This is a genomic window from Gemmatimonadota bacterium, assembly GCA_009838845.1.
GTDB lineage: Bacteria > Latescibacterota > UBA2968 > UBA2968 > UBA2968 > VXRD01.
Genome location: VXRD01000138.1, coordinates 1 through 25,316 on the forward strand (window position 1 = coordinate 1; position 25,316 = coordinate 25,316).

At 49.8% G+C, this 25,316-nt stretch carries 19 protein-coding genes; 5 read left to right on the forward strand and 14 right to left on the reverse strand.

The genetic code is table 11. The annotated features are described in order from the left end of the window. The first annotated feature begins 300 nt into the window (after positions 1-300). Positions 301-2,970 carry a TonB-dependent receptor gene (locus tag F4Y39_19135; GenBank protein ID MYC15844.1) on the forward strand — a complete coding sequence of 890 codons (2,670 nt, stop codon included), beginning with the start codon at positions 301-303 and terminating at the stop codon, positions 2,968-2,970. A 55-nt stretch (positions 2,971-3,025) separates the two neighbouring features. Here the strand turns inward: F4Y39_19135 and F4Y39_19140 are convergent, their stop codons facing one another. Next, positions 3,026-3,985, reverse strand: a complete 960-nt coding sequence (locus F4Y39_19140; protein ID MYC15845.1) for a YihY/virulence factor BrkB family protein — start codon at positions 3,983-3,985, stop codon at positions 3,026-3,028. A 161-nt stretch (positions 3,986-4,146) separates the two neighbouring features. Here F4Y39_19140 and F4Y39_19145 point away from each other — a divergent pair, with 161 nt between their 5' ends. The 3 genes from F4Y39_19145 to F4Y39_19155 are packed head-to-tail and all read left to right on the forward strand — an operon-like array spanning position 4,147 to position 8,696. Continuing rightward, positions 4,147-4,869 carry an ATP-binding cassette domain-containing protein gene (locus F4Y39_19145; GenBank protein MYC15846.1) on the forward strand — a complete coding sequence of 241 codons (723 nt, stop codon included), beginning with the start codon at positions 4,147-4,149 and terminating at the stop codon, positions 4,867-4,869. Next, on the forward strand, positions 4,793-5,644 hold the full coding sequence (locus F4Y39_19150; GenBank protein ID MYC15847.1) for an ABC transporter permease subunit: 852 nt from the start codon (positions 4,793-4,795) through the stop codon (positions 5,642-5,644). Before F4Y39_19145 ends, F4Y39_19150 begins: the two co-directional genes overlap by 77 nt. Before the next feature lies 1 nt (position 5,645). Continuing rightward, positions 5,646-8,696: a hypothetical protein gene (locus tag F4Y39_19155; GenBank protein ID MYC15848.1), complete on the forward strand. Its 3,051-nt coding sequence runs from the start codon at positions 5,646-5,648 to the stop codon at positions 8,694-8,696. A gap of 39 nt (positions 8,697-8,735) precedes the next feature. Here F4Y39_19155 and F4Y39_19160 read toward each other — a convergent pair whose 3' ends face one another. The 11 genes from F4Y39_19160 to F4Y39_19210 form a co-directional block, all read right to left on the reverse strand. Continuing rightward, a complete protein-coding gene (locus tag F4Y39_19160; GenBank protein MYC15849.1) occupies positions 8,736-9,341 on the reverse strand; it encodes a DUF4340 domain-containing protein in 606 nt (201 codons plus the stop codon). Further along, complete coding sequence (locus F4Y39_19165) at positions 9,334-10,842, reverse strand: hypothetical protein (protein ID MYC15850.1); 1,509 nt, start codon at positions 10,840-10,842, stop codon at positions 9,334-9,336. The genes F4Y39_19160 and F4Y39_19165 overlap by 8 nt, the downstream gene beginning before the upstream one ends. Before the next feature lie 2 nt (positions 10,843-10,844). Beyond that, positions 10,845-11,558, reverse strand: a complete 714-nt coding sequence (locus F4Y39_19170) for an ABC transporter permease subunit (GenBank protein ID MYC15851.1) — start codon at positions 11,556-11,558, stop codon at positions 10,845-10,847. Then, a complete protein-coding gene (locus F4Y39_19175) occupies positions 11,551-12,495 on the reverse strand; it encodes an ATP-binding cassette domain-containing protein (GenBank protein ID MYC15852.1) in 945 nt (314 codons plus the stop codon). Before F4Y39_19175 ends, F4Y39_19170 begins: the two co-directional genes overlap by 8 nt. 195 nt (positions 12,496-12,690) lie before the next feature. After that, positions 12,691-13,446: an amidohydrolase gene (locus F4Y39_19180; protein MYC15853.1), complete on the reverse strand. Its 756-nt coding sequence runs from the start codon at positions 13,444-13,446 to the stop codon at positions 12,691-12,693. A gap of 107 nt (positions 13,447-13,553) precedes the next feature. After that, positions 13,554-15,317, reverse strand: coding sequence for a signal peptide peptidase SppA (sppA, locus tag F4Y39_19185; GenBank protein ID MYC15854.1), 1,764 nt, complete (start codon positions 15,315-15,317; stop codon positions 13,554-13,556). A 178-nt stretch (positions 15,318-15,495) separates the two neighbouring features. Further along, positions 15,496-16,065 (reverse strand): DUF1854 domain-containing protein, encoded by a 570-nt coding sequence (locus F4Y39_19190; protein ID MYC15855.1) that lies wholly within the window; start codon positions 16,063-16,065, stop codon positions 15,496-15,498. A 116-nt stretch (positions 16,066-16,181) separates the two neighbouring features. Next, the gene (locus tag F4Y39_19195) at positions 16,182-18,461 is read right to left on the reverse strand and encodes an ABC transporter ATP-binding protein (GenBank protein MYC15856.1); all 2,280 of its coding nucleotides are present in this window, start codon (positions 18,459-18,461) and stop codon (positions 16,182-16,184) included. A gap of 6 nt (positions 18,462-18,467) precedes the next feature. Further along, the gene (locus F4Y39_19200; GenBank protein ID MYC15857.1) at positions 18,468-20,693 is read right to left on the reverse strand and encodes an ABC transporter ATP-binding protein; all 2,226 of its coding nucleotides are present in this window, start codon (positions 20,691-20,693) and stop codon (positions 18,468-18,470) included. Between the two features lie 33 nt (positions 20,694-20,726). Continuing rightward, positions 20,727-21,461, reverse strand: coding sequence for a 4'-phosphopantetheinyl transferase superfamily protein (locus F4Y39_19205; GenBank protein ID MYC15858.1), 735 nt, complete (start codon positions 21,459-21,461; stop codon positions 20,727-20,729). A 134-nt stretch (positions 21,462-21,595) separates the two neighbouring features. Continuing rightward, a complete protein-coding gene (locus F4Y39_19210; protein ID MYC15859.1) occupies positions 21,596-22,807 on the reverse strand; it encodes a DUF362 domain-containing protein in 1,212 nt (403 codons plus the stop codon). 152 nt (positions 22,808-22,959) lie between these two features. Between F4Y39_19210 and F4Y39_19215 the strand changes: the two genes are divergently transcribed. Further along, on the forward strand, positions 22,960-24,660 hold the full coding sequence (locus tag F4Y39_19215) for a hypothetical protein (protein MYC15860.1): 1,701 nt from the start codon (positions 22,960-22,962) through the stop codon (positions 24,658-24,660). A gap of 63 nt (positions 24,661-24,723) precedes the next feature. Here F4Y39_19215 and F4Y39_19220 read toward each other — a convergent pair whose 3' ends face one another. Further along, positions 24,724-25,020 carry a HigA family addiction module antidote protein gene (locus tag F4Y39_19220; GenBank protein ID MYC15861.1) on the reverse strand — a complete coding sequence of 99 codons (297 nt, stop codon included), beginning with the start codon at positions 25,018-25,020 and terminating at the stop codon, positions 24,724-24,726. A gap of 9 nt (positions 25,021-25,029) precedes the next feature. Further along, positions 25,030-25,311, reverse strand: coding sequence for a type II toxin-antitoxin system RelE/ParE family toxin (locus F4Y39_19225; protein ID MYC15862.1), 282 nt, complete (start codon positions 25,309-25,311; stop codon positions 25,030-25,032). Positions 25,312-25,316: the final 5 nt, after the last annotated feature.

Consider the following 25,316-nt stretch of genomic DNA (forward strand, 5'->3'; position numbering starts at 1 on the left):
GCTTCTTTTTTGTAATAATTATCAATGCGAATAATATTTAACGAGGTGTATATATCGTCTCAATATTATCTTTGGAGACGATATATAGCCTAAAAATCTGTAAATTAAATAAAATATAGACGGCATGTCGGCCGAAAATTATTCCTTATATTATTGATAAATGAGATATGAGTCAGGTTAAATTTAGTTTGGCTTTTTTTTTTATATTTTCAATTAAACAAGAATTCGATTGGCTGCCACACGCGTCTTTCAACAACCGCATCTCTCCCCCGTGTTCTCATAACACAAAGGAGTTTTTTTATGCAATATAAATTCCATTTCAAGTCTCTCGCCCTTGGCCTCGTTGCCCTGCTTGTGATGAGTGGTGCTGTCGTATCACAAGAAACACCGCGTACCGAAAGCGCGGATACAACTGCCTTACCCCCACTCACAGATATACTCGAGGAAGTGGTCGTGCTCGAAGAATTGGTGGTCATAGGCACCCGCGCACAACCGCGTTCTGTCACCGAATCCGCCGTGCCCATCGATGTGGTTACCGGCGAAGATTTCGTCAAGCAAGGCGGTAGCGATGTACAGGACTTGCTGAGAAATGTTGTGCCCTCTTATAACGTCAATCTCCAGCCGATCAGCGATGCGGCAACCGTCGTGCGACCGCCCAACCTGCGAGGGCTGGCACCCGACCACGCGCTGGTACTCGTCAACGGCAAGCGTCGCCACCGCGCATCTGTAATTTACTGGCTGGGCAATGGTCTCTCCAATGCCGCACAGGGGCCAGACATATCCGCCATACCGAGTATTGCCCTCAAGCGCGTGGAAGTTCTGCGCGATGGCGCATCCGCGCAATACGGCTCTGACGCCATTGCCGGCGTGTTGAATTTCGAGCTCAAAGACAATTACGAAGGCGGCTCTATTGAAGTCAAACCCGGTATTTTCCGGCAAGGGGACGGAGGCACTTACGCCCTGGCTGGCAATATCGGTCTGGGCACATCCGATACATGGATCAACCTCAGCGTGGAATATGGGAATACGGATGAAACCGACCGCTCTATCCAGCGCGACGATGCCGCGCGTTTGATACGTGTAGGCAATACCCAGGTCAACGATCCCGCACAACCCTGGGGTCAACCCTTTGTTAGAGACGACCTGAAACTCTTTGTCAACTACGGTGCCACCATTAACGAGAATATGGAGTTCTACGGGCACGGCAACTATGCGAGCAAAGAAGTTGAAGGTGGGTTTTACTTCCGCAATCCCAATACGCGAGGTGCCGTATATCAGGGACCCGTATTGATGTGGGACGGCACGAACTATTACACGAAATCGGAAGCCGAAGCCCTGGGGATTGTCGATGGCGTCAACGGCAATCTGGTCGCGACCTTGCTCGTCGGCAACATGAGCGGTGGCGATGTTCCTGTGGTAGCCATAACCTGCTCGGAGCCAGATGCAGTAGCCTTAAAACAGGTTTTCGACGATCCCAATTTGTTCACATTCCAGGAACTCTTTCCCGGTGGCTTCACGCCCCGCTTTGGTGCGAACACCACAGACCGTGCCTTTCTGGCGGGTATCAAGGGCTCGACGCAATCGCTGCTGACCTGGGACCTCAGCGCATCTTATGGGCGTCACCACTCCGATTTCTTCATCTTCAACACCGTAAATGCTTCTCTGGGGCCCAACACGCCAACGGAATTTAACCCCGGCGATTATATCCAGACAGATACCAATTTCAACTTTGATGTGACATACCCATTCAGCGAAGAGTTTTTCTTTGCCGCCGGTCTTGAATATCGCACTGAAAATTTTGAAGTTGTACCCGGTCAGCGCGAGTCTTTTGAAATAGGCCCCCTGGCGAGTCAAGGATTTAGCTCGGCTTCCAATGGGTTCCCCGGTTTTGGTGATATTGCCGCGGGAAATTGGAGCAGATATAACTGGGCGATTTATGGAGATGCCGAATTTAGTCCACAGGAAAACTGGTTGCTCGGCGCTGCCCTGCGTTTTGAAAACTTTGAGGATTTTGGTGCCACGACGACTTTCAAGGTGGCGACCAATATCGGGTTGAACGAGAACGTGAACGTGCGCGGCAGTTTCAGCACGGGCTTCAGAGCACCCACGCCCGGCCAGCAAAATGCCTTTAATGTCACGACTGAGTTTGGAGAAGATGACAACGGTAATTTTATTTTGGTCAATAGAGGCACAATTCCCTCTATCCATCCCGCAGCGGCATTGGTAGGTGGCGAAGGGCTTAAACCGGAAAAGTCCGTCAATATCTCGGCTGGCTTTATTTTTACGAAGCACGTTTATCCCGTCGATACCAATATCGCTCCGCTCAATGTAACGATAGACTATTTCAATATTTCAGTGAAAGATCGCATGACGACCTCCAGCGACAAAGCACTTACGTCTCAACAAATTGACCAATTGGAGGCCACGGGCATCAATGCGAGAAACCTGCAAGAATTTGCGTTTTTTACCAATGACTTTGAAACAAAAACCCAGGGGATTGACTTTGTTCTTACGGCCCCGGTGTGGTGTCATGGCGAACTGAGTATCGCGTATAACTACACCAATACCGAAGTGACCAAATACGACTCTAACCTTCTCGACGAACAACGCATTACGCTATTGGAGAAAGGTCTTCCCAGACACCGCGGAAACTTGACCCTGTCAAAACCCATAACGCCTTATTGGAGTGCATTGGGGCGCGTCAATTATTACGGTTCCTGGGATGAGTGGAGCGTGGGGCATCAAGTCTTTGGAGACGCATTTTTGATCGACCTCGAGTCCAGCCTTTCTCTTGGCAACGGAGCGACAATAACTGCTGGCATTCAGAACATTCTCGATGTCGAGCCTGATAATATCGAAGAAGGTGTCAACCCGGGTCCCATAGTCGGCAGGCCATTCGGGGAGTACAGCCCTTACGGCTTTGGCGGCACATTCCTGTACGCAAAAGCCAGTTACAATTTCAGCTATTAAGTATTGTAAGCCGTTACAGAAAAGCCGAGTTTTTCAAAAAACTCGGCTTCTTTTTTTAAAACAAAGAACTTTGAAGATCAGCAGCCTGCCTTTCGCGACAGAGCTGGGCGATCTGAGCGCCTATAATAAAAATAATTGCCGAGAAGTATATCCACAAGGCCACGACCACCAGCAGAACATAAGCCCCGTACAGATACGATATAGAACCGAAGTGACTCAGGTAATAGCCAAAGCCCCATTCGGTGAATTTCCACAGCAGAGCAGCCCAAAAAGCGCCTGTTGCCAGCATCTTTATCTGGATCTTTTGGTATGGAAGCAGCCAGTATAACCCCAGAAAGACGGCAAAAATCAGGGCGAGGGAGGTAAGACCGTAGAAGTAGGTGATATATGTGTGCAGCAGAGATGGAGCAGTGTCGATGACGGTAGATAGGATGGGCAAAGCGAGGACTAATAGAAGAAAAATATATATTACCAGAAGTACCATAGTGAGATCTTTCAATTTGCCCACTGCTATTGGCAAAATCCCTTGCAAGAATTTTATCCAGCGTCCTGGGGTATTTATATTTTTTATCTGGTCCATCGCGACCCACTCTGTCTCATCCCCATTCGGTCCTAAATGGTGTTCGATCTTGAAGACCGCATTGAGCAGGGTTCGCATGCTGCTGAACAGACTACTGGCACTCACTATCAAAATCAGCAAACCCGAAATCCCATAAGCCTGTTTGAAGGTCATGACACCTGAGACGCGCAAGGATAAAACCTCCTTCAGATACTCGGCCTCTTCTGGATATGGGATGAGCACATCCACCGTTTGATTGACCAGGTGAGCTATCGCCCTCACGTCCAGAATGGCCTCAAGTGCGAAGAAGATCAGAAAGACCAGAGGTACAAGGCACAAAAGAGTGGCAAAAGCCAAGCCGCCACAGAGCAGAAAGAGATTGTTATCGCTCATCCTGACAAACAGACCGCCCAGATAGTAGGCACAAAAGCCTTTTTTTGTTATTTGTTTGCCCATAGATATCAGTGGTTAATGATATAGATGAACGTCTGCATTATGATAAAGTTGTGCCAAATATATACCCTGTATTGCCCCTCTCCAACCCCAAACTCAGATATTGCGCTTGCTATTGCGCGTTAAGATATGAATATTGAAGAAATCAGAGTCCGGGTCCTACCATGATTCAAGCCACAGACGTCGCAAAATGGTACGGTTCAATCAGAGCCGTTGAAAACATCAGCTTTTCACTCGCGCCTGGCGAAATTGTTGGGTTTGTCGGCCCCAATGGTGCGGGCAAAAGCACGGTGCTCAAAATGCTGGCGACCTATATTTTGCCTTCCTCGGGAAAAATCACAATTGATGGCCTCGACGTGGTTTCACATTCCTTGTCCATACGCCGCAAAATCGGCTACCTCTCTGGCGATACGCCGCTCTATCAGGCAATGCGCGTGGATAAATTTTTGAGATTTTGTGGCAAAGCGCGCGGCCTCTCAGGCGATGTTCTCGAAAAAAACTTCGCCTGGATTGTCGATATATGCGGTCTCTCTCCTCATCTATACAAACGCATCGACCAGTGTTCCACGGGATTTCGCCAGCGCATCGGTGTAGGGGCTGCTCTCATCCATGATCCGCCTATTCTCCTGCTCGATGAGCCTACGCACGGTTTTGATCCTCTGCAAGTTCTGGCATTCCGGGACTTGATCCAATCCCTCAGCAAAAATCGGATTATCTTATTCAGCAGCCATATTATACATGAAGTCTCTACCCTATCTGATCGCGTGCTAATAATACATCAGGGCAATTTGTTGGCTGATGGCCGCATAGATGATCTGGCGCAACAAACGGCGCAGTCCAGGGATCTTGAAGCCATTTTTACCCATCTTATACATCAGCAAAATTAAGGAGAAATCGCGCATGCCCGATCGCTTGCGCCCAAAGGCCTTTGCACGGGGTATTGGCGTGATCTTTACCCGCGAAATTAATGCCTATTTTGACACGCCAATTGCCTATATCTATGCCTCGGTTTTCATCATTCTGTCCTGCTCGACATTTATGAACGCCTTTTTTCTCAATGGCGTACTCGAAATGGCACCTTATTTTGACCTGCTTCCCTTTTTTCTCATACCATTTATCCCCGCCATAACCATGCGTTCATGGGCTGAAGAACGCGCGCAATACACCATTGAATTGTTGATGACCATGCCCCTGCAATCTCTCCAGATTGTACTTGGCAAATATTTATCCGCCCTTGTCTTTTACATGATCGTCCTCTCGGGTACCTTGCCTATCGTTTTTATGCTACTCGTCCTGGGGACTCCAGACCTCGGTCTGATTTTTTCATCCTATTTAGGCGCGCTCTGCCTGGGTGCATTTTTTCTTTCATTTGGTCTGTTTGCATCGGGGCTTACGCGCGATCAAATTGTCGCTTATGTTGTCGCAGTGCTATTGGGTTTTGTATTTGTATTGAGCGGACACGAAAAAGTGGTTGAAATCCTCGACGGATTGGTTCCCGCATATCACATCGGCAGCCTGCTCTATGAATCGCTCTCCATTGCCCCGCACTACAGTGCCTTTACCCGCGGCATCATTGCCCTGCCGGCAGTGCTCTATTTCTCCTTGCTTAGTGTCTTTTTTTTATGGATGAACGATCTATCTCTCAAACGAGACCGCGGATGATATGGATAATTGGATAAAAATTCCTCTGGTCTTTCTTTTTCTTATCGCCCTGGTGTTTTACACAGGTCGTCTTTTGGAAAATCAGGGCACAGGACACCTGTATCTGACGGCAGCGCTTTCGCCCGATTCACAAACCTTTTATACCAAACTCGAAGCACCCCTTTCTCTGACGTATATCGCAAAGCATCTGAAGGGCGTAAAAACACCCGTACAAAACTTTCTCGCGCGCCTCAAGGCACTGGCTCCCGACCGCATAGATTACCGCATTGTGGATCCGGACTCTGAACCTGGACGCGCTTACGCCATTGAAAAAAAAGCCGCCCCCTTTCACGTGCGCGATATTCAACGCGACGAACACGGTGAACAAACGGTCTGGTCTTCGCTCGTCATCGCTTATGGCGATCATCCCGAAATTTTGATCCCCAGGATCACATCCTCAGACTTACCTTACCTGGAGCACCTGCTGCTCGCTCATCTCAAAGCACCCACACATCTCCCACGTCCCGTCATCGCGATTTCCGCGCCACAACAATTTGGTCTCTTCACAAAATTTCTCGGCCAATGGGGTGATATTGCCCTCGCCGATTCCAATACAATTCCACCAGATGCGGATGTGATCTTCTGGCTCGATCCCACATCCGCCAATTCTTCTGTCCTTCAAAACGCGATTGACAAGGGCCGCACAGTCGTGCTTGCAGGCAGTCCATATTTCATCGACTACTCGGTCAATGATACTGGAGAAGTAACATACCGCGCATATTTCAACGCGACCTGGGAAAAAATTCTGGCACCTCTGGGAATACGCCCACAATCCGATCTTTTGATGGATCAGAGCCAGGGGCCGATTTTATTTCGCGATAAAAAAAATAAAATCCACCAGATCAATGCCCCCTTTCACCTGCGCGTTATGCCGGGTTTTTACGACCTCAAAGGCTTTTTATCACCAGCCAGAGGCGCGCTGAATTTTGTATCGGCAGGTGCGCTGACAGTCGATTCGCGTGCGGTATCCGAAGCGGGCTATCACCCCGATATTCTGGGCACAACCACGGATAATGCGTATATACAACCCCTTCCAACAGGGCCATTTACAAACAGCCACCTGAAGGAAGCACCCACAATAGGCAAACAAAATGTGATGCTGCGGCTCAGACACAAGGATCCGTGGAAAGGAGAAATTCTGGTGCTCGCGACGTCCAGTCCGTTCCTCAATGGCATATTTAATCAACCCAACTACGCGCATCGTGTCTTTCTTCAGACAATCATGCGCACATTCACCGACCACGACCGCATTTTGCGCGGTCGCGTTAAAAGACCATCATCGCCGCCAATACCACAACTGAGCGCGACTTCGCGTGTGATCTGGCGGGTCTGTGTCGTATTCGTTGTCCCCTTGATCCTTCTAATCCTGGGCGTGTGCTTGTACTATAGCCATATGCGCGTATCTTTTGGACATCTCTCCTTACGTACATGTATTGCGATATTGGTGCTGATTCTCGCCTCCCGCCTCTGGGCCTACCAGTGGGGCCAATTACTTGACCTCACAGCCGAAAAAATACATACCCCTTTGTCATTTTCTCGGGAGCAAATTCAAAATCAAATCCCAAAAACCGACTTGATCATCCCCACTCGCGCGCATCTTCCACCCGCACTAAAAAAAGTAGAAATGGAGACCGTTGCGCGACTCAACAGCCTCGGCATAAACTACACGCTTCGACGACCAAAAGATCTGTCAACAGCTTATCTCAACCGCATTGGCCTGCGCCCATATCAGGTGAAAACCGTGCGGGATGACGTAGAAATTTCTCAATCCGTTATCAGCGGCCTCTTGCTACACTATCCCGGCAGCGCGACAATCATCCCGCGTTTAGATGACCAAACAACAGATCACCTCGAATTTTTGCTCACAACGGCTACTCTTCGTCTATCCACGGGAAAAACGCCCCATATTGCCCTTATCTCAGAATCCCCGCGCCTCTCCCCCGCCGAGGCACATGAGTATCGCCAGAAACACCTGTCTCCCCCCAGAGGTGCCGATGTATTCAGTGAACTAAAAACGCTTTTGCTTACGTATGGATACCGCGTAAGCTATGTCAATCCGCGCACCCCCCATCTCCCGCCGCAAACCGACCTCGTAATCTGGATGCAACCGCGCCGAGATGCCAGCCCCATGATCGCCCTTTTGAGTCAGCACCTCGCTCGGGGTGGTCGCGCCATTGTCGCACTACAACACTACAATATCCAACAGCGCCAGTACTCAGGTGGAGATTTTGAAACCGTGTACTGGCCTCAGCCCCAATACCAGGACCTCAACCGCTATCTGGAACCTCTGGGCATTCCACAGGCGCGCGAAGTGCTCATGGATCAAACCCGCTCGCGCCTCGCCCTTGAAACCCAGATTTATAGACGCGCAGTCCGCGAATACGACGCCCAGGAAGTGGCTCTACCCTTTCTCATCCGGGCTGTTCCGCCACATTTTGATACCACATTGCCCATTGCGCGGCAACTCGGCGATCAGCTCTTTATCTGGGGCAATCGCTTTGTGCCAGATCCGCATCGGCTACAGATGTACAATCTGACGGTAACCCCTCTGATCAGCACGTCAAACCGCACCTGGGCATACCACTGGTCGGGCGGGTGGTTGCCTAAAACTGCATTTTCCCCAGACTCACTTCTTTTGAGCCACCAATCTCTCGCACTACTCGTGACGGGCACATTTCCCCTGGCCGAGTTCAATGCATCATCCCCCACCCTCACGCACCCAATGCCCAATCCCCAAGGCCATCTGCTGCTAATCGGCAGTTCTGAAATGTTCAAAAATGAGTATCTCTATGCGCCGGGTTTTCAACACGAACAATTCCTGCTCAATGCCGTTGCCTATCTCACACATGGCCCACAATTTGCCGATCTTCAAGCCCGCCGAAAAATCGCGCCGGGCTTTTCCTATTTGTCCCCCGACCAAAAAATCCTCTGGCGCGTTCTGGTCGTTGGCCTTGGTCCACTCTCCTTCGGTCTTTACGTTTTTTTTCGATACATTAAAAAAAGGCCATGGTGATTTAAACCATGGCCTTTTTTATTTTTTCACCTACCTAGTCTATCCTTCGTCTCCTGCTTTAGTTGAATCCACTACTGTGGGTGCGGGAGCTACATCTGAGGAATCCACCGCTGCTGGTGCGAAATCAGGCAGTTTCTCTCCCCAGAATGTTGCATCGGTGCTGACCTGATAGACGATGCTTCGGTCCGTCAAATACACTTCTGGACCATCTCCAATCCGCACATAATTGCGCGCCCAATCGGTACTCGACCTGCCGAATACCGCGTGCGCGAGTAACTCATCTTTCGCATTATAGATCACAACATGCGTTCCCATCGCGTCATCTACGGCATACTTAGACCAGTTGTCGGACTTGTCTGTCATTGTGGTCTCGCGACTTACCTTCAACACCTGCTCAAACAATGCCGTGATTCGCAGATCCCGAATTTTCAGAGTATCGTGTCCCACAATCGTCCACTCAAGATCCTTCTTGTGCAGCGTCAGACTATCGCCCTTTGCCATCATTTCAATCCTGTAAATATCATCAGTATTTTCGGGAAAGACCTGGCCTGTAGGGGTCGTATATCCGCTTTCTCGCACCTGCAAAAGCGCGTAAAGACCCAGCAGTACTGCAATCCCGATGAGAAGCCATTTTAAATTATTCATAGAGTGCCTCCAATCGCTTTGCACGTGCCACCACAAGCCGCCACTGTACCAGACCTAAGACAATGACCAGCAGCACGGGTAGCGCAATATTGAGGGTTTTTGCCGTGGTTCGAGTCGTATCCTCCACAGTTTGCAACGGTCGCGTCGTAATCTCGCGCGATCTCAAAGCCACGAGGTCGCGGTCACCAATGAGCACATCTACCGCATTCATCACAAAAATCCCATTGGATGGCACCTGTCCTCCTCCTCCGTCGAGTAGAAAATCGGTCGTAGAAACCAGCACCAATTGGCTCATCACATTTTCCAAACTATCTGAGGTAGCTGTCGCATAAACTCCCACTACCTTGCCCGGTTCGTTGAGCGATTGGAATGCCTGATTTTGAATGGGATTGAGATTGATAAACCCGGCCGCTGCACCCGAATGGTCCGATGTGACCAGCAAAGGCTTCACAAGGCGCGTTGAATCAGCAGTATCGTAAACAATCTCACTGGAAAACAGCATCTGAACTTGTTCCAGGCCACTGACTATTTCGTGATCGGGAAAAGATTGCAACACTGGAAAGAAAGGATACTCCACAGCCGAATTAAAGCGGAAAAATCCGCGCTGCTGAGATACTGTAACCGTGCCACAAATCCGGTCCATCACCAGGTTGTCAGCCAGACTCACGCCAAATGGTTCGAGCACCTCGAAGATATTGGACTGAATGGGCGTCCCGCGCTGCGCCTGAAGGTCGCCATTGATCTTGCTTTGCGCCAAAAACAGATTGCCTCCCGAGTTGATATAGATCCTCAGCGCACCGAGTGCATCTTCAGACAGAGAATCGACAACCCCATTGACGAGCAACATTTCAATATCGTCGGGCACGCCGGCACTCAAAAAGACCGAGCGCACGTCGTAGGCTTCCCGAAGTCGCGCACTCACCCGCTCCATTGCCGGTGCCGAAGCCCCGGTATTCGCCACCCCAACTACAGAGCGGTTATCGTCAACCAGTTTTTTAATTCGCGTTGTAATCTCGTATTCCAGTCCCGTGGTCGTTTGAATAACCGGCAACACCTCTCGCTTATCGCCGTAGAGCAACACCATTCCCATATAAATGCGCTTCACCTCAAATTTGTCGTTTTCGAGTACCTGCAATTGCACGGGCTGAATACCGGATTTTTGCGCGTCAAGCGCCAATTTTTCATCGTCATCGGGTCTGTAAAACTCAAACCGAAAATTGCCATCAGAATACGCGGCATATTCTTCCAGAATATCCTGCAAATACCGCCGCGTATTGCCGTATTGCCCGGGCAAATTTTCGGAAAAATAGACTTTAGCAGTCAAAAAATCGTCGATCTTCTCGAGTATCACCTTGCTCGATGGCGACAGCGAATAAATCTGATTCTCCGTCAGGTCCAGCCGAAAGAAAAAGTTGCGAGAAACCAGATTGCCGAGTGCCACAAGCGCGATAGCAACGACAATAAAAATTACAAAGCTCTTTTTGGAATCAATCGCAGGCATGACTACCTCCACTTCCGCATGTCAATAACGCGCACTGTAAGCGCCAAAAACAACCAGATCAGCGAGCCGAAATACACCAGATTGCGCGAATCTACAACCCCGCGCGACATATTGGACAAATGGTAATCGACCGCCATAAACTGAAGGGGGCTAGCAAGGGCTGCTGGCACAAAAATCAGCAATTTATCGAGCAGATAAAATCCCAACACGAATACCGCTGCGAGAATAAAGGCAACCACCTGATTATCCGTCAAACTGCTCGTGAATGTGCCAATAGCTGCGTAAAATGCACCCACCAGAGCCAGTCCCAAATACCCACAGATTATGCCGCCGTAGTCGATATTTGTACCAACGGTCAAAAGTGTCAAAAAATGTATCAGCGTAAAACCCAACCCGGCCAACACCAGGGTAAATGCCGACAAATACTTCCCAATCACAAGTTCAATATTTTTAATCGGGAGTGTCGCCATCAACTCGTGGGTGCCCGCGCTTTTCTCGCGTGCAAGCACCCCCATCGTGACCGCGGGTACAAAAATCAGATAAATCATCGGCGTAATATTAAATAGTGCCCGCATATCGGACTGACTGAACAGGAAGAACGTGTTGCTAAAGAAATAGCCGTTAAACAGGGCGAAAAATACCAGAAAAATATACGCCATAGGACTTTTGAAATACGCGCCGACTTCTTTGCGATAAATCGCCATCACATTATTCATCGCCCCCTCCTTCCCCAGTCAATCCGCGGAACACATCTTCGAGGTGAACTTGTTTTTGTGTCATCTCCAAAATGGCCCAGCCACTGTTTTTGGCATAATCAAAAATCGCCTCGCGGGGATCCATCTCACGGGCGTATTCTATCGACAGAACACTGTGGCCATCGACCACCTCTATATTTGCAACTTCGATCTCATCAACGCTGCTGGTCAGTTCGGCGAGGCTCTCTTCATTGGCGTATTTTACATCGAGCGTGAGTTGCGTGCGCCCCATAAATCCCGCCATCAACTCTTGACTCGTCCCATTGGCCACAATTTCGCCGTGATCAATAATCACAATGCGATCCACAGTGGCTTCAATCTCTTGCAAAATATGGCTGGATATAATCACCATCTTCTGCTGACCCAATTCTCTAATCAGGTTCCGAATCTCCACAATCTGGTTGGGATCCAGCCCGGAGACCGGCTCATCGAAAATCAACACCTTGGGATCGTGCAAAATCGCGGCAGACAGCCCGACGCGCTGTTTATAACCCTTTGAACACGCAGAAATGGGCAGATGAATCACATCGCGCAAACCACATTGATCAACCACGCGGTCCAAAGCCGTTTTGAACTCTCCGGCGTCTATACCGCGAACTTGAGATATAAACTCGAGATAGTCATACACTCTCATTTCCCCATACAGAGGATTCATTTCGGGCAAATAGCCGATTTGCTCGCGAATATCCAGCGAATGGTCCTGAATATTCAGGTCGTCTATAAAGACATTCCCAGCACTTGGTGCTAAAAAGCCCGTCATAATTTTCAATGTTGTGGATTTACCCGCGCCATTTGCACCCAGGAACCCGACGATTTCCCCGTCGTCAATCTCAAAATCAATGCCCTTGAGTGCATGAATGTCGCCGTAGAACTTCTCCAAATTCTCAACTCGAATCATTCTGGAACTAACCTCCTGAAAAATGGGGAAGGACGACTAATTTTTCAAAACCAAAGATTTAAACAAGTTTATGAAAAAAAATCAAGGAAAATTATAAAAAGAAGACAGCGATAAACACAAATAAAGATAAAAAGTAAAAAAAGGGCGTGCCCACAGGCCGCCCATTTTTTTATTTTACACTTCACACTTCACACTTCATTCAATCCCATAAATCCGTCCCAAATTACCTCCGAAGATCAGTGCTTCCGCCTCGTCCCCCAATTCCAACCGCTGAATTGCCCGCTTGACCTGAATCGGGCGATATTCCGGCAAATTGGACCCAAAAACAATCCGTTCGGGTCCCAATTCTTCAACAGCCTGTTTGACCTCATTCGGTACGGTTTCTTCGGGGTTAATAGCCCACAACTTGTGAAATCGCAGAATCGTTGTGCCCAGATAAACATCGGGGCATTCACGACATACTTCAAGCGCTGTGTCAAACCCATCGGGAAAGCCCATGTGATCCATAATAATCGGCACACCAGGCACTTGTCGCGCCACATTGCCAATACGCTCGGCACTGCAGTTGTCGCGCCCAGAATGAATCGATACCACAATCCTCAGGTCGCGCGCCGTCTCAACAAAAGGAATGACCATGGGATCATCCACATTGTATTTGTGAATAGCACCCATCAGCTTCACGCCCTGAGCACCGCGATCAACATACGTCTTCAAAGCAGAAATCCCTTCTTCGCCCCAATGCGGATCCACGAGCGGACAGGGCAAAAGCTGGGGATGTCCCGCTGTCTTGTCGAGCAACCCATCATTATCTGGAAGGGGCTTGGTCTGCGGCATCACCACTGCCATCTCAAATCCCGCTTCGGCTTCACATTCCAGCAAAGCGTCAATCGTTATCTGCTGCCCATACCAGTCATCTGTCAAATACGCTTCAAAATCTGCGGTAATCATCATGCCCTCCTTGAATCTACGAATCTACGAATCAGCGAATCAGCAAATCTACGAATCAGCGACGCAGTTCTGACTAACTTTGGGGGGCGAGGCGGGGTTCGTCTATTCGTCTATTCGTCTAACCGAATATCCATGGGTGTCATCTCCAAAACCTGTCGCGGCTGCCTCACTGTGCGCGCAAAGTGAAAAACGGGTTGCAACTCTGTGGTGAGTCTCTCCAACGCATCGTCCCTGCTCAGCGTGCGGATCAACCCTTTTTCCATCACCTGTTCTATTAGCGTCTTTTCTTTGGGAAATACCACGAGATTGAGAGATGCATCAGCTTCCAATTCCAATGCCTCACGAATCAGACTCATCGCAGTCTTCATGCCGCCCAATTCATCGACCAGGCCATGCGCTTTGGCATCCTCCCCAGTCCAGATTCGTCCCTTTGCCACGGCGTGAACATCGGCCTGTGACATGTCGCGCCCCTCTGCTACCTTCGCCGTAAAATCTTCATAAATGCGGTCCAACCACGTCTGAAATTTCGCCCATTGCTCGGGCGTAAATTCTGCACCCGTGCCCCATATCAGCGCGTTTTCGCCTACCTGCGCCGTATCCCAGGTAATGCCCAGCCGTTCCCAAAATTCAGTTGTCACAAACTTTCCCGCTAATACCCCAATGGATCCCGTGATACTACCGGGTTGCGCCACAATTTTATCGGCATTCATCGCCACAAAATATCCCCCGGATCCGGCTACATTACCCATTGATACAACTACTGGTTTGTCGGCCTTCTTAGCTTTGGCAACCTCGCGCCAGATCGCATCTGAGGCAACGTAAGACCCACCGGGAGAGTCTATTCGAAACAAAATTGCACGTACATCCTTATCCTTCACAGCATCGCGAAAAGCTTTGGTCAACGTAGTTGCGCCCATTGTAGCAGACCCATATAAGGGATCGTAGGCACTCTTCCCGCGAAGCACAGGTCCCACGCCGTAGATCAACGCCACCTTTGTCCCTTCACCATAAGGTTTTTCATCAATGCGCTTGAGATAATTTTTTATATCCAACCATTTGGTATCTTCGCCATGCTCGCGCTTCACCAGACCGTGCACCTCATCCCAATACGCCAGACTATCTACCAGGCCTTCGGCATGGGCAGATAAGGCCAAAAAAGGTCCGCGGTTAATGAAATCGCGCACGGCTTCGGGCGTTGTGCCCCGCGCCTGTGAAATACCCAGGACCATCTGATCGACCATCGACTTTAAAAGTGCTTCACTCGCCTGGCGGTGTGCGTCTGTAAATTTGGTTTCGGTATATAGGTTCATCGCATTTTTATACTCATACCGGTGATCCATCTGCACACCAATCCCAAGCGAATCCAATGTTCCCTTGACAAAAGGATGCTCCATCGCCAGTCCCATCAAGCCCACATCGCCCGAGGGTTGGAGATAGATGCGCTCAAATGCCGTCGCCAGATAATATCCGACATTACCCGCCCCGAATTCGCCAAATGTCTCGGCAAAAATCGCGGTGGGTTTTCCGCTTTTTCCAAAATCCAGAACCGCATCTCTTATCTCTTGTGCCTGTGCAAATCCCATCGCTGCGCCGCCCCCACGAGCCAGCAATCCCACAACGCGGTCATCCGAAGCCGCCGCGTCTAAAGCGCCGACCACATCGCGCAACGAGCGCACATCGTCTGAGATTAATTTTGCAAATGGATCTTCGGGCACATACTCCGCAACCCCTTGCTCCAGGTTGATCTCCAAAATCACCTGGTCGGGCACGGGATCTTCGCCAGATAGCAATACAACTGACAAGATGGTCAGGGCGACCAGCCCAACCGTAATCCCACCAATCCACGCCAAAATTCGACCAATTTTCCTGCGCATAAAATCCTCCTGATAACCGGATTAAAATGACTTGTTGATATTGCTTAGATTGCAGTGAGACGCACAAATGTCTCACTGAGTTTCGACAAGTTAGTGATTCAAGACTGACCATACAAGAAAAAAAAGGGCATTTGAGAAAATGCCCTTTTGGGTAATGACGCAGATAGATGCCCTCACATCACACAACGGATTCCAACAGCCCCTGACTGCGGCGGTCCAGTGCCAGTATATCGGGCACCTCAAAGCGATTGTTATCCACATCAAAAATCATCAATCGCGTCTCTCCCAGCCACTGCGCGTTTTCAGCGACGGACTTGGCTACAAAATCGCGCCTGCCCCGGTCTGTATCGACGGTCCAGTACGTTACCCCGTATTCATTTTGCAACGCCACGATCTTCTGTATCTCCGCTGTCAAATACCGATTGTCCAGTTCTTCATAAACCAGAGCCTGGCTCTCTTCAGGCAAATCAGACAGGTCCTTGATCATGCAGATCGCTTCATCCTTGATATCCAAAATGCAAAAATAGCGATCTGGTTCCGTCAACGGCGCTGCCCGCACCACTTTCACGCGGGTATAGGACCGATCTCCTTCAATCGTCATCCGCAAAATCCACTGCGGCTCCTTAAACAAGCGGATCTTACCCGGGTCAACCGATTCGGGATGCACCATCTCAATTGGTATTGGCTTCCATTCTTCTGTTTTTTCTTCAATCTCTTCCACTTCCATCTCCAGCATATCCGTAGCCATCAAAATCTCCAATCAGAATTACTCCCCCAACCCCGAACCTCCTGTTGTCAGTTATCAGTCCACCCAGCCCCCTTACCCTTCGCTTTTCATCTGTGTCCATCTGCGTCATCTGCGGATTACTCCAACTCTATCCCCACCGCAGTCATAAACATATCCAGCGTTGTCTCTTGCTGTGTCTTGACCAAGCGATAAAAAATGCCCTCCCGGTCCATCAACTCACGATGCGTTCCGACTTCGGCGATATTGCCTTCATCCATCACCACAAGCCGATCCGCGCTGCGAAGAGTTGATAAACGGTGTGCAATGGCGAATGTCGTGCGCCCTTCAACCAAACGCGCAATCGCCATTTGGATCTTCTTCTCGGTCGGTGTATCCAGCGAAGACGTGGCTTCATCGAGAATGAGAATCCGCGGATTGTGCAAAATTGCCCGCGCGATAGACACCCGCTGTTTCTCGCCGCCCGACAGACGCCCACCGCTTTCCCCTACCCGCATGTCATAACCATCGGGTTTTTTGACAATGAACTCGTGTGCTTCGGCTGCGATTGCTGCGCGCATCACCTCGTCAAAGGTCGCGTCTGGTTTGCCATAGGCGATATTTTCGGCTATCGTGCCGTCAAACAAAAAGGGCTGTTGATGTACCATCCCAATTTGCGATCGCAAATCGCGTAAATTCACATCGGTCATCGGTACACCATCCACCAGCAACCGCCCTCGGTCGGGATCGTAGAACCGACACACCAGATTGATCAGCGTTGACTTGCCAGCTCCCGATTTGCCCACAAGCCCAATCATCTCACCCGCTTTCACCTCCAGGTCAACCCCCTTGAGCACGGGCTTGCCGGGATCATAACCAAAAAACACGGACTCGAACTCCAGATGGCCTTCAATTTTGGGCAAGCGCACAGCATCGGGTTTTTGGTATGGCTCGGGTTCGGAATCAATCACTTCGAACACGCGCTGCGCGCCGGCAAATGCCCGCAAAATATAACTGTAAAAATCGCCAAACCATCGCAGCGGTTGGTACAACATCCAGAGATAACTCATAAATGCGATTAACGCACCCAGCGTCAATTCACCGCCCAGAATCTGCCGCCCGCCAAAATACCACACAAAAAACACCCCCACGTTCATAAACAGGTTTGTCACGGTCCAAAAAACAAACCAGGCACGTTCGCCCCGGGTATCCACATCGCGCAGATCCTCGTTGTATTGGTCAAAACGCTCGCTCTCCTTTGCTTCCTGTGCAAATGCTTTTACAACGCGAATACCGTGAATCGACTCATTCAACTGCGCCGATAGCCTGCCCCACTTTCCCGACCACTGCGTCCAGAAGGTCATAATGCGGTACCATATCCGTGTGCCCGCGAGCACAATTAGCGGAATAGGTGCCACGACAAACAGCGTGAGTTGCCAGTTCATCCACGCCAGAAATCCCAGAATACCGACAAATAACAAACTGTTTGAAAACACAAAATAAAAATCATACGTCATGATCACTTCCATGCGGTCCGTATCATTATTCATGCGAGACGTCAACGCACCCACTTTTCGCCGATCGTAAAAGCGAACGGGCACCATCTGAAACGCGCGGTAGAGATCTTCCCGCAAATCGCCAATAGCGCGCAACCCCAACGATCGACTCAGCGCAGCCATCACGACATCGACCCCCCAGATTAACAGCCGTATAATAACAAGCCCTAAGATCAAAAGTCCCAATCGATCAAGGCGATCTGTTGACTCAATGAATGGAATTGCAACCGCGTCCCAGCCCGTTGTCAAAACACCGTCGATCACATACTCCGTAATTTTAGGTGGCAACAGCGTAAATAAAGCGCTGATAAATGTCAGGGCTATGGTGGTGACCAGTCGCACGGGATAAGCAGCCATATAACCCACAATGCGCCGAAACGTCTGCCACTTTTTTAAACACGCAGCACATACCCCATTTTTTTCGGGCAATCTCTTGCCACAATGCTCGCATTGCGTCTGCTCTAATTCTGTGGGCAATGTTAGCGGCTCATTGTCCTTCAACTGCCGAATTCCATCGGCCACTTCGGCAAACACAGCGGTAAGAGATGGCGAATAGGGGACATGCATTTCAGGTCCTGCTTTGTGCGTCAACGCCAGGGCGCCCAACCCCACGCGCTCCTCCACTTTCACGTCTTCCACATCGCCAATCGCCATCGACTGCGTACCATCCACACCCGATTCGGGAATCACCAGTACCTGTTGATCGGTCACCACTACCCACTGTGGGTTGTAATTCAGGGACTCGTCCAGATCCGTTCCCACCTGTATCAGCACAGTCTCGCCATTGGACTTTGCTGCACCCAGCTTCCTCGCCACGGATGGCGGGAGTTTTTCAATCAATGGCTTTCCTGGTACGTAATTCATGTGAGCCTATTCCTTAATCGCAATAATCTGTGAAATCTCTTCTTGCATCTGTACCAATTTGTAAAACATACCCCGCTGTTCCAGCAATTCGCGGTGCGTTCCCATTTCCACAATGCGACCGGCGTCCATCACCACCAGCCGGTCGGCATTGCGAAGGGTGGACAAACGATGGGCTATTGCAAAAGTCGTTCGTCCTTTGACCAATCGCACCACCGCATCTTGAATGCGTTTTTCCGTTTGCACATCAACAGACGATGTGGCCTCGTCTAAGATCAAAATCCTGGGATCGTGTAAAATGGCCCGTGCAATAGACACGCGCTGCCGTTCACCGCCCGAAAGCGATTCTCCGCGCTCGCCGATGAGCGTATCGTAGCCATCGGGTTTTGTCACGATAAAGTCGTGTGCATGGGCAGCCCTGGCCGCTTCCACAATCTCATCGAATGTTGCGCCCGGCTTGCCATAGCCGATATTTTCCGCAATACTGCCCGAAAATAGAAACGGCTCTTGCAACACAATGCCAATTTGAGACCGCAAATCCTCCAGCCGAATATCGCGTAAATCCACCCCATCTACCTCAATGCTTCCGCGGTCAACATCGTAGAACCGACAAATCAGATTTACCGTTGTCGTCTTGCCCACGCCGGATTTTCCCACCAGTCCGATCATCTCCCCCGGTTTGACATCGAGGTTGATATCGTGAAGCACGGGTTTACTCTTGTCGTATCCAAACGTGACATCATTAAACTTCACGCGACCCCCAATATGCGGCATTGGCACGGCATTGGGGTCTTGGTACGCCTCGGAGGGCGTATCGATAATCTCAAAAATGCGTTCTGCACCGGCCATTGCGCGCGTCATCCAGGAATTGACCATCCCAAACCATTCCAGAGGACCGTAGAGCAACATCATATAGCTGTAAAAAGCCATCAAAGTGCCGAGCGTCAACTCCCCATCGATCACCTCCAGCCCCCCGTAATACCACACAATAATCACGCCGGCCGCGGTCAATAGGGTCATCGTTTTATAAAAAATGCCCCGGTTGACCTCTGTGGTAATACCGATGCGCGTCAATTTATCATTGCGCCTTTTGAACACCCTGATTTCCTGCTTTTCTTGTGCAAATGCCTTCACCACGCGAATGCCCGTGAGCGCTTCATTGACCCGCGCCATAGTGTCAGACCAAGACTGCATCCAACTGGTAAAATATTTCCGCATCCGCCGATAAAACGCATATCCCCAGATCATGATTAACGGAACGGGAATCAGCACCAGAATAGCCAGTGACCAACTCATCATAAACAGCGCGGCGAGAATCCCCAGCAACATCATCGCTTCGATCACCAGATAGGGCAATCCATCGACCAAAAACATCTGTAAACGACTGCTATCGGTCGTCACGCGGGACATCACTGCGCCAACTTGCCGCTTGTCGTAAAATTGCAGGGATAGCAACTCCAAACGCCTGTAAAGCTGGCTGCGGATATCCGCCGTCACCCGTGCGGAAAGCCACGTAACTGTCCAACCGTGCGCCCATTCTGCCCCCCAGGTTAGCAGCCGGATACCCACCAGAATCAGCACGAGCCAGCCGAGCAAGCTGAGCCGTTCGTCGTACAGCGCCTCTACGCCCTCGGGCAGCACCAATACATCATCGACAATGAGCTTAGTCACGTAAGGCGGAATCAACTCGGCAACTGTCGTCACAATAGACGCCAGAGCCAGCACAATCGCGCGTGTTTTGTAGGGCTTCAAATACGATGCAATGCGTCCCAACGTTGCAAATTTGTTTAAACAGGCCGGACATATCCCATTTTTTTCGGGCAATAGCCTGCCACACGATTCGCAGATTGTGCGATCCAGATGCGCATTGATAAAAAATTCTTGCCCCTTGCGCAGTTGCTCGATCCCTCGCGTGGTCTCCGAAAATTTTTGTGCCTGCGTCAGGGAATACGGAACGTGAATGGTCGGCTTATTTTTTCGATGAATTTCCAGACGCGCACCGCCCACCAGAGCCTCTGTTCGCGCCAGTTCTATTTCTGAAATAGGAATATCTGCAATCGAGCCATTTTGCCGCACCAGTACGCGATTGCGCGTCACCACTACCCACTGGTTTCCGAAGTCGCCTTTTTCATCCAGATCGGTCTGCACCCGGATAAGTGCATCTTCCCCTTCGGGCAAAGCGTGTTTCAACCAATCCAAACTACCGTTTTGTTCATTATCCAGTAAACGATCCATCTCTACTCCTGAATCGGACGGTCACCTTGCGTTTTAATTCACACCCTTATTCAGACAAAGATCGCGCAACAAGTGTTTCAAGACCTTCACTTCAACATCTTTTTTCGCAATCGCTACCGACCCGACATAACCCTCTGCGGGGTCGAGGTGTAGCAGCGTCCAATCTTTTATATTCCCTTCTTTTATCCACAACAATTTTGCTTTGCATCCCAAACTGACTTCAAAATTTTTTAATGACTGGGCAAGACCCGTGCCCACAGCTTTCAGATATGCTTCTTTGCGCGTCCAGCAACAAAAAAAAGCCCGACGCCGTTCTTTTCGCGGCAACGCACACAACTGCTTGTATTCACCAGGTGCAAAAAAACGTTTCGCAAGGTCCTGCATATGGCCGACCTTGCGACTGAGATGCTCAATATCAACTCCAATTTCACAGCGCAGAGAAACCGCAATAAGGGCCAGCCCTGCCGAATGGCTCAAATTGAATCGCAATTGAGATTTATCCCACGGAGATGCCAGAGCGGGTTTGCCGTGTTCTCCATAAAAAAAAGCCAGTTCACCTGGCTTGCACTCCATGTATTTGGCGAGAATCGCGCGCAGACATCCGCGTGCGGCAACAAAATGCGCCCGGTGCTTTTCAAAGAGAAATCTGTCGGCACGCACCCACTCATCTGCCGATAGCGTTTCGGCCAACATGTGACCATCAAATGTCTCGCGGTCTAAATCCACCGCCCAGACATGGGCCGTATTTGCTTCTAAACAGGTATGCATAAGTTTACTGACTTGAACGAATCAGCGAATCAGCGAATCAGCGAATCAACGATGGAGTTTGTAACAACTTGGGGTGGCGGGGCGGGATTCGTCTATTCGTCTATTCGCGCTTTTCTCGTCTATTCGTCTATTCGTCACCCCGTCATTCTCAAACACGCCTCATAAGTCTCAAAGCGTTCGCCCTCGATCTCTTCGGGATCGACCAGCTTGAGCCACATTCCCTGATCTTTTTTGTTTCCGCTCAACTGCCTGCGACTGCCCAAATTGGCGGGATCTGCACCGTGCCAGACCACATCGCCATCTTGTAAAAAGATAAATTCATTCCGATACCGGTCAACGATATCCCGCCGACGGTCCTGGTAAAACAGAGCCTGCTCACAGGTGGTGCGACGCCAGCTTTCTACAATTTCCTCGCTATCTGTGCGCTCTGAATCAAACTCGGCCAGGGGGGCAGATACCTCGCTATGAAAATCAATCTCGCGTAGATCAACCGTACCAAAACCGCGCCTGTCTGCGATCAACAAATGGTTGCGGTCGCGTCGAAACGGCGGATTGGGCCAATCGGACGCGGGGTCGTGACCCATCAAATGGGCACCACATGCATCGGTTGCGGTTACATGGTCACCGGCTAATAACGCATTGCAAATACGCCCCTGTCCGCCCCATTCTCTACCCCATTGTCCGGTTAGTGCATCCACAATATTCAGACAAGGTTGGGTGATCAATCCCAAATCGGGCAACACATAAGACAGGCGGATAAAGTGGTGATAATAGGATCTCACGCGGCCGTGTGGCAGCGTGATTGGGGGCAGGCCAAAGAGGTTTTTCATGCAAAGCGTAACCCCCATAAACAGATGATTTTTCATCTTGGCCACAGAAACCACCTCAGCTCCTTCAAAACACGCGCTGAGCGTATAGCGATCAAACATACATCCGCCACCCGGCACGTCATACTGTTTGAACGGCGGTGCATTTGAATCGACAAATCCCACATCGTATTCTTTCAAAATATGCGCGTAATTAAAATCCTCACCCATCAAATGTTCGCGCGTATAGGGATTGGTATCCGTTGCAATAATTTCCGCACGGGTTCGTTCTCGCAACAAACGCAAAACAGCGCGTGCAACCATGTCATCGACCAACTCGCGCCGCCGTCCCATGTAGTAAATAATGCGATTGTGTAGCTTCATCATATTGAACTTGATCACAATCCGGTTGGCTTTTTCCAGCCTTTCCCACGACCGATGCAATGGATCTGTAATGCGGCGCAACGTCCGGTATATTTCTTCCTCCGATGCCCGCCAATTGCAATGCGCTGCGCGAACCTTGTAATTCTTCTCTGTCATTCCGACCTCTGTGGTTAAATGCGATGATATTAGGACTGTCTTATTGTACCTATAAAAGCGAAAAATGAAAAGTGAAATTATAAAGATTTCCTTATATTGACTACATCTAATCCCGAACAAACTTCAATTGGCATTCAGACAGGTATTTTTTTATGCTCGCCGGATTCATCTCTCAATCGCCTCTTACCCCTCGCGAACTCACCCGCACGCTCACGCGCATGGCAGATAGCCTTGTCGTACACCCAAAAGCTCACCGTATCACTTTTGCCCCGCATATTGCGGGCGTTGCATTCGCGCCAGATTGGCGTACGACACCCCCTGTTTGCCAGACACAAATGGGACATATTGCCTATCTCGATGGCGAATTTTTTAACCGCGCCGCGCTGACTCGCTCTGCTACTTCTGACCCAGAATTTTTGGTTCAGACTATCACAGGCAAGCGCGAACAATTGAACCGCATTGATGGCATTTTTTCTGGCGTGGTTTTTGATACGCACAAAAATGAACTGCACATTATCACCGACCGCTATGGCTTGCGTCCGCTCTACTGGACGCGCCTGGGCAATCGAATTACCTGGGCGTCTCAGACCAAAGCCTTCCTCGCGCTTCCCGAATTTTCGCCTGTGATTGACCCCATTTCCCGCGACATGTTTTTCTCTACCGGACAATTGCCTTCTGATCGCACCTGGCTCAAAGACGTCGCGCCCGTGCCTCCTGCAACGCAAATGACATTTCGCATTTCCGACGGTAGTCTTACACAGCAGCGCTACTGGTCCTGGGATGAAATTGCCCCTCTCACTGGGCATCACAGCCAACGCGAATTGGCACAGGAATTGGGCACGCGTTTTCGCACTGCCGTAGAACAGAGAACCACAGGACGAACTGGTCTCGCTCTCAGCGGAGGTCTCGATTCGCGTGCGATCCTCGCCGCCATGCCCAGCACGCCCCAAATCTTCACATTTGGTCACCCCGACAGCGCAGATGTTCGCATTGCAGCCCAGGCCGCATCAGTAAAAAACGCGCCACACACTGTTCTCCCCATCCACAGTCAAAATTGGCTCTTGCCGAGAATCTCCGGCGTGTGGTATGCCGATGGCGCGCTTGACCTGCTCCATATGCACGGGATTGAACATCTCAAACAACAGAAAGAGGCCTGTGATATCTGTCTCAATGGCGCAGGTGGCGATGGATTAGCAGGTGCGGGCCATCTATTTCATCCAAAAGGACTCTCTGTTTACCTGAAAAATAAGCTACATATCCAGGCAGATCGCAACACAGCCCAATACCTCGAAACCGCATTTAACAAGGCGGGATCGGCACACGCTTTTTACATAGACTGGCGCATGCGCGGATTCACCATTCACGGTCCCCGTCTGGGACTTTTGCACGGGCTTGAATACCGCTTGCCATTCCTCGACAATCAGGTGCAGGAATTTCTCTATTCTATTCCCCTGCAACAAAAAGCCAACAATCGCCTCTATCGAAAAATGCTTCTCGAGACCTTTCCTGAATACTTCAAGGATATACCCTATCAGGCCACGGGATTTCCCATATCCCATTCTTCCTGGACGGTCAAAATCCTGCGGAGACTCACAGGATTGCGCAACCCCACGTCCCAGACCTTTGCCGATTACGCCAATTGGTTGCGCCAATCGCCGGGTAAAAATTTAGGCGACCATTTTCTCTATAACACATCTGAAACCTCCAAGCTTTGGCAACGCCACCTCGCAGGTGAAGACCACACGATCGTCCTGAGTCGCTACGTGACCTATCAACTCTATCTTCTCCAACTTTTTGACGGCAAATACCGCACATCAGAAGAAGTGGCTGAACTATTGAAAATTACCCCATAATAAAAAACTGCCATCCAAAAAATATCTGGAGGCAGTTTCTTTTTTTCTGTCAATACTGTACAACTATACCGGTGCAAAAACCTTAACCTCTTTTTCTATTCGGTCAGCCAGTGTCATTTTTGCTTTTTCTATCTCATAATGTGTTTGAATGCCTGTCCAAAATTCAACCGACATACCAAAATAACGAGCAAGTCGGAGTGCTATATCTGCACTAATCCCCTTTTCTTCGCGAATAATTTGGTTGATTCTCATTGCGGGAACGCAAATATCACGAGCAAGCCGATCACAACTGATTCTCATTGGCTTTAAAAATTCTTCTTGCAAAATCTCACCCGGATGAATGGGAGGTCTGTCTCTCATAATATCACCTCAATGATAATCGACGATTTCAACAGCATAAACACCATCCTCATTCCATTCAAAACAAATTCGCCACTGATCATTTATGCGAATACTGTGCTGTCCTCTTCGATTGCCTTTCAAAGCCTCTAAACGATTAGATGGTGGTACACGCAAATCGTTTAAATTTGTCGATTGGTGAAGTAAAATCAATTTGCGTTCAGCAATGTGGTGAATATTCTGTGGCAATTTTTTGGAAAAACGACCCTTAAATATTTTTTCAGCCTCTTTATCCTTAAATGTCCTGATCATATAAA

Excerpts from the sequence above, each read along its gene's own strand:
- F4Y39_19135 (MYC15844.1), top strand. The coding sequence starts at position 301 with ATGCAATATAAATTCCATTTCAAGTCTCTCGCCCTTGGCCTCGTTGCC.
- F4Y39_19140 (MYC15845.1), bottom strand. The coding sequence starts at position 3,985 with ATGGGCAAACAAATAACAAAAAAAGGCTTTTGTGCCTACTATCTGGGC.
- F4Y39_19145 (MYC15846.1), top strand. The coding sequence starts at position 4,147 with ATGATTCAAGCCACAGACGTCGCAAAATGGTACGGTTCAATCAGAGCC.
- F4Y39_19150 (MYC15847.1), top strand. The coding sequence starts at position 4,793 with ATGATCTGGCGCAACAAACGGCGCAGTCCAGGGATCTTGAAGCCATTT.
- F4Y39_19155 (MYC15848.1), top strand. The coding sequence starts at position 5,646 with ATGGATAATTGGATAAAAATTCCTCTGGTCTTTCTTTTTCTTATCGCC.
- F4Y39_19160 (MYC15849.1), bottom strand. The coding sequence starts at position 9,341 with ATGAATAATTTAAAATGGCTTCTCATCGGGATTGCAGTACTGCTGGGT.
- F4Y39_19165 (MYC15850.1), bottom strand. The coding sequence starts at position 10,842 with ATGCCTGCGATTGATTCCAAAAAGAGCTTTGTAATTTTTATTGTCGTT.
- F4Y39_19170 (MYC15851.1), bottom strand. The coding sequence starts at position 11,558 with ATGAATAATGTGATGGCGATTTATCGCAAAGAAGTCGGCGCGTATTTC.
- F4Y39_19175 (MYC15852.1), bottom strand. The coding sequence starts at position 12,495 with ATGATTCGAGTTGAGAATTTGGAGAAGTTCTACGGCGACATTCATGCA.
- F4Y39_19180 (MYC15853.1), bottom strand. The coding sequence starts at position 13,446 with ATGATGATTACCGCAGATTTTGAAGCGTATTTGACAGATGACTGGTAT.
- sppA (MYC15854.1), bottom strand. The coding sequence starts at position 15,317 with ATGCGCAGGAAAATTGGTCGAATTTTGGCGTGGATTGGTGGGATTACG.
- F4Y39_19190 (MYC15855.1), bottom strand. The coding sequence starts at position 16,065 with ATGGCTACGGATATGCTGGAGATGGAAGTGGAAGAGATTGAAGAAAAA.
- F4Y39_19195 (MYC15856.1), bottom strand. The coding sequence starts at position 18,461 with ATGAATTACGTACCAGGAAAGCCATTGATTGAAAAACTCCCGCCATCC.
- F4Y39_19200 (MYC15857.1), bottom strand. The coding sequence starts at position 20,693 with ATGGATCGTTTACTGGATAATGAACAAAACGGTAGTTTGGATTGGTTG.
- F4Y39_19205 (MYC15858.1), bottom strand. The coding sequence starts at position 21,461 with ATGCATACCTGTTTAGAAGCAAATACGGCCCATGTCTGGGCGGTGGAT.
- F4Y39_19210 (MYC15859.1), bottom strand. The coding sequence starts at position 22,807 with ATGACAGAGAAGAATTACAAGGTTCGCGCAGCGCATTGCAATTGGCGG.
- F4Y39_19215 (MYC15860.1), top strand. The coding sequence starts at position 22,960 with ATGCTCGCCGGATTCATCTCTCAATCGCCTCTTACCCCTCGCGAACTC.
- F4Y39_19220 (MYC15861.1), bottom strand. The coding sequence starts at position 25,020 with ATGAGAGACAGACCTCCCATTCATCCGGGTGAGATTTTGCAAGAAGAA.
- F4Y39_19225 (MYC15862.1), bottom strand. The coding sequence starts at position 25,311 with ATGATCAGGACATTTAAGGATAAAGAGGCTGAAAAAATATTTAAGGGT.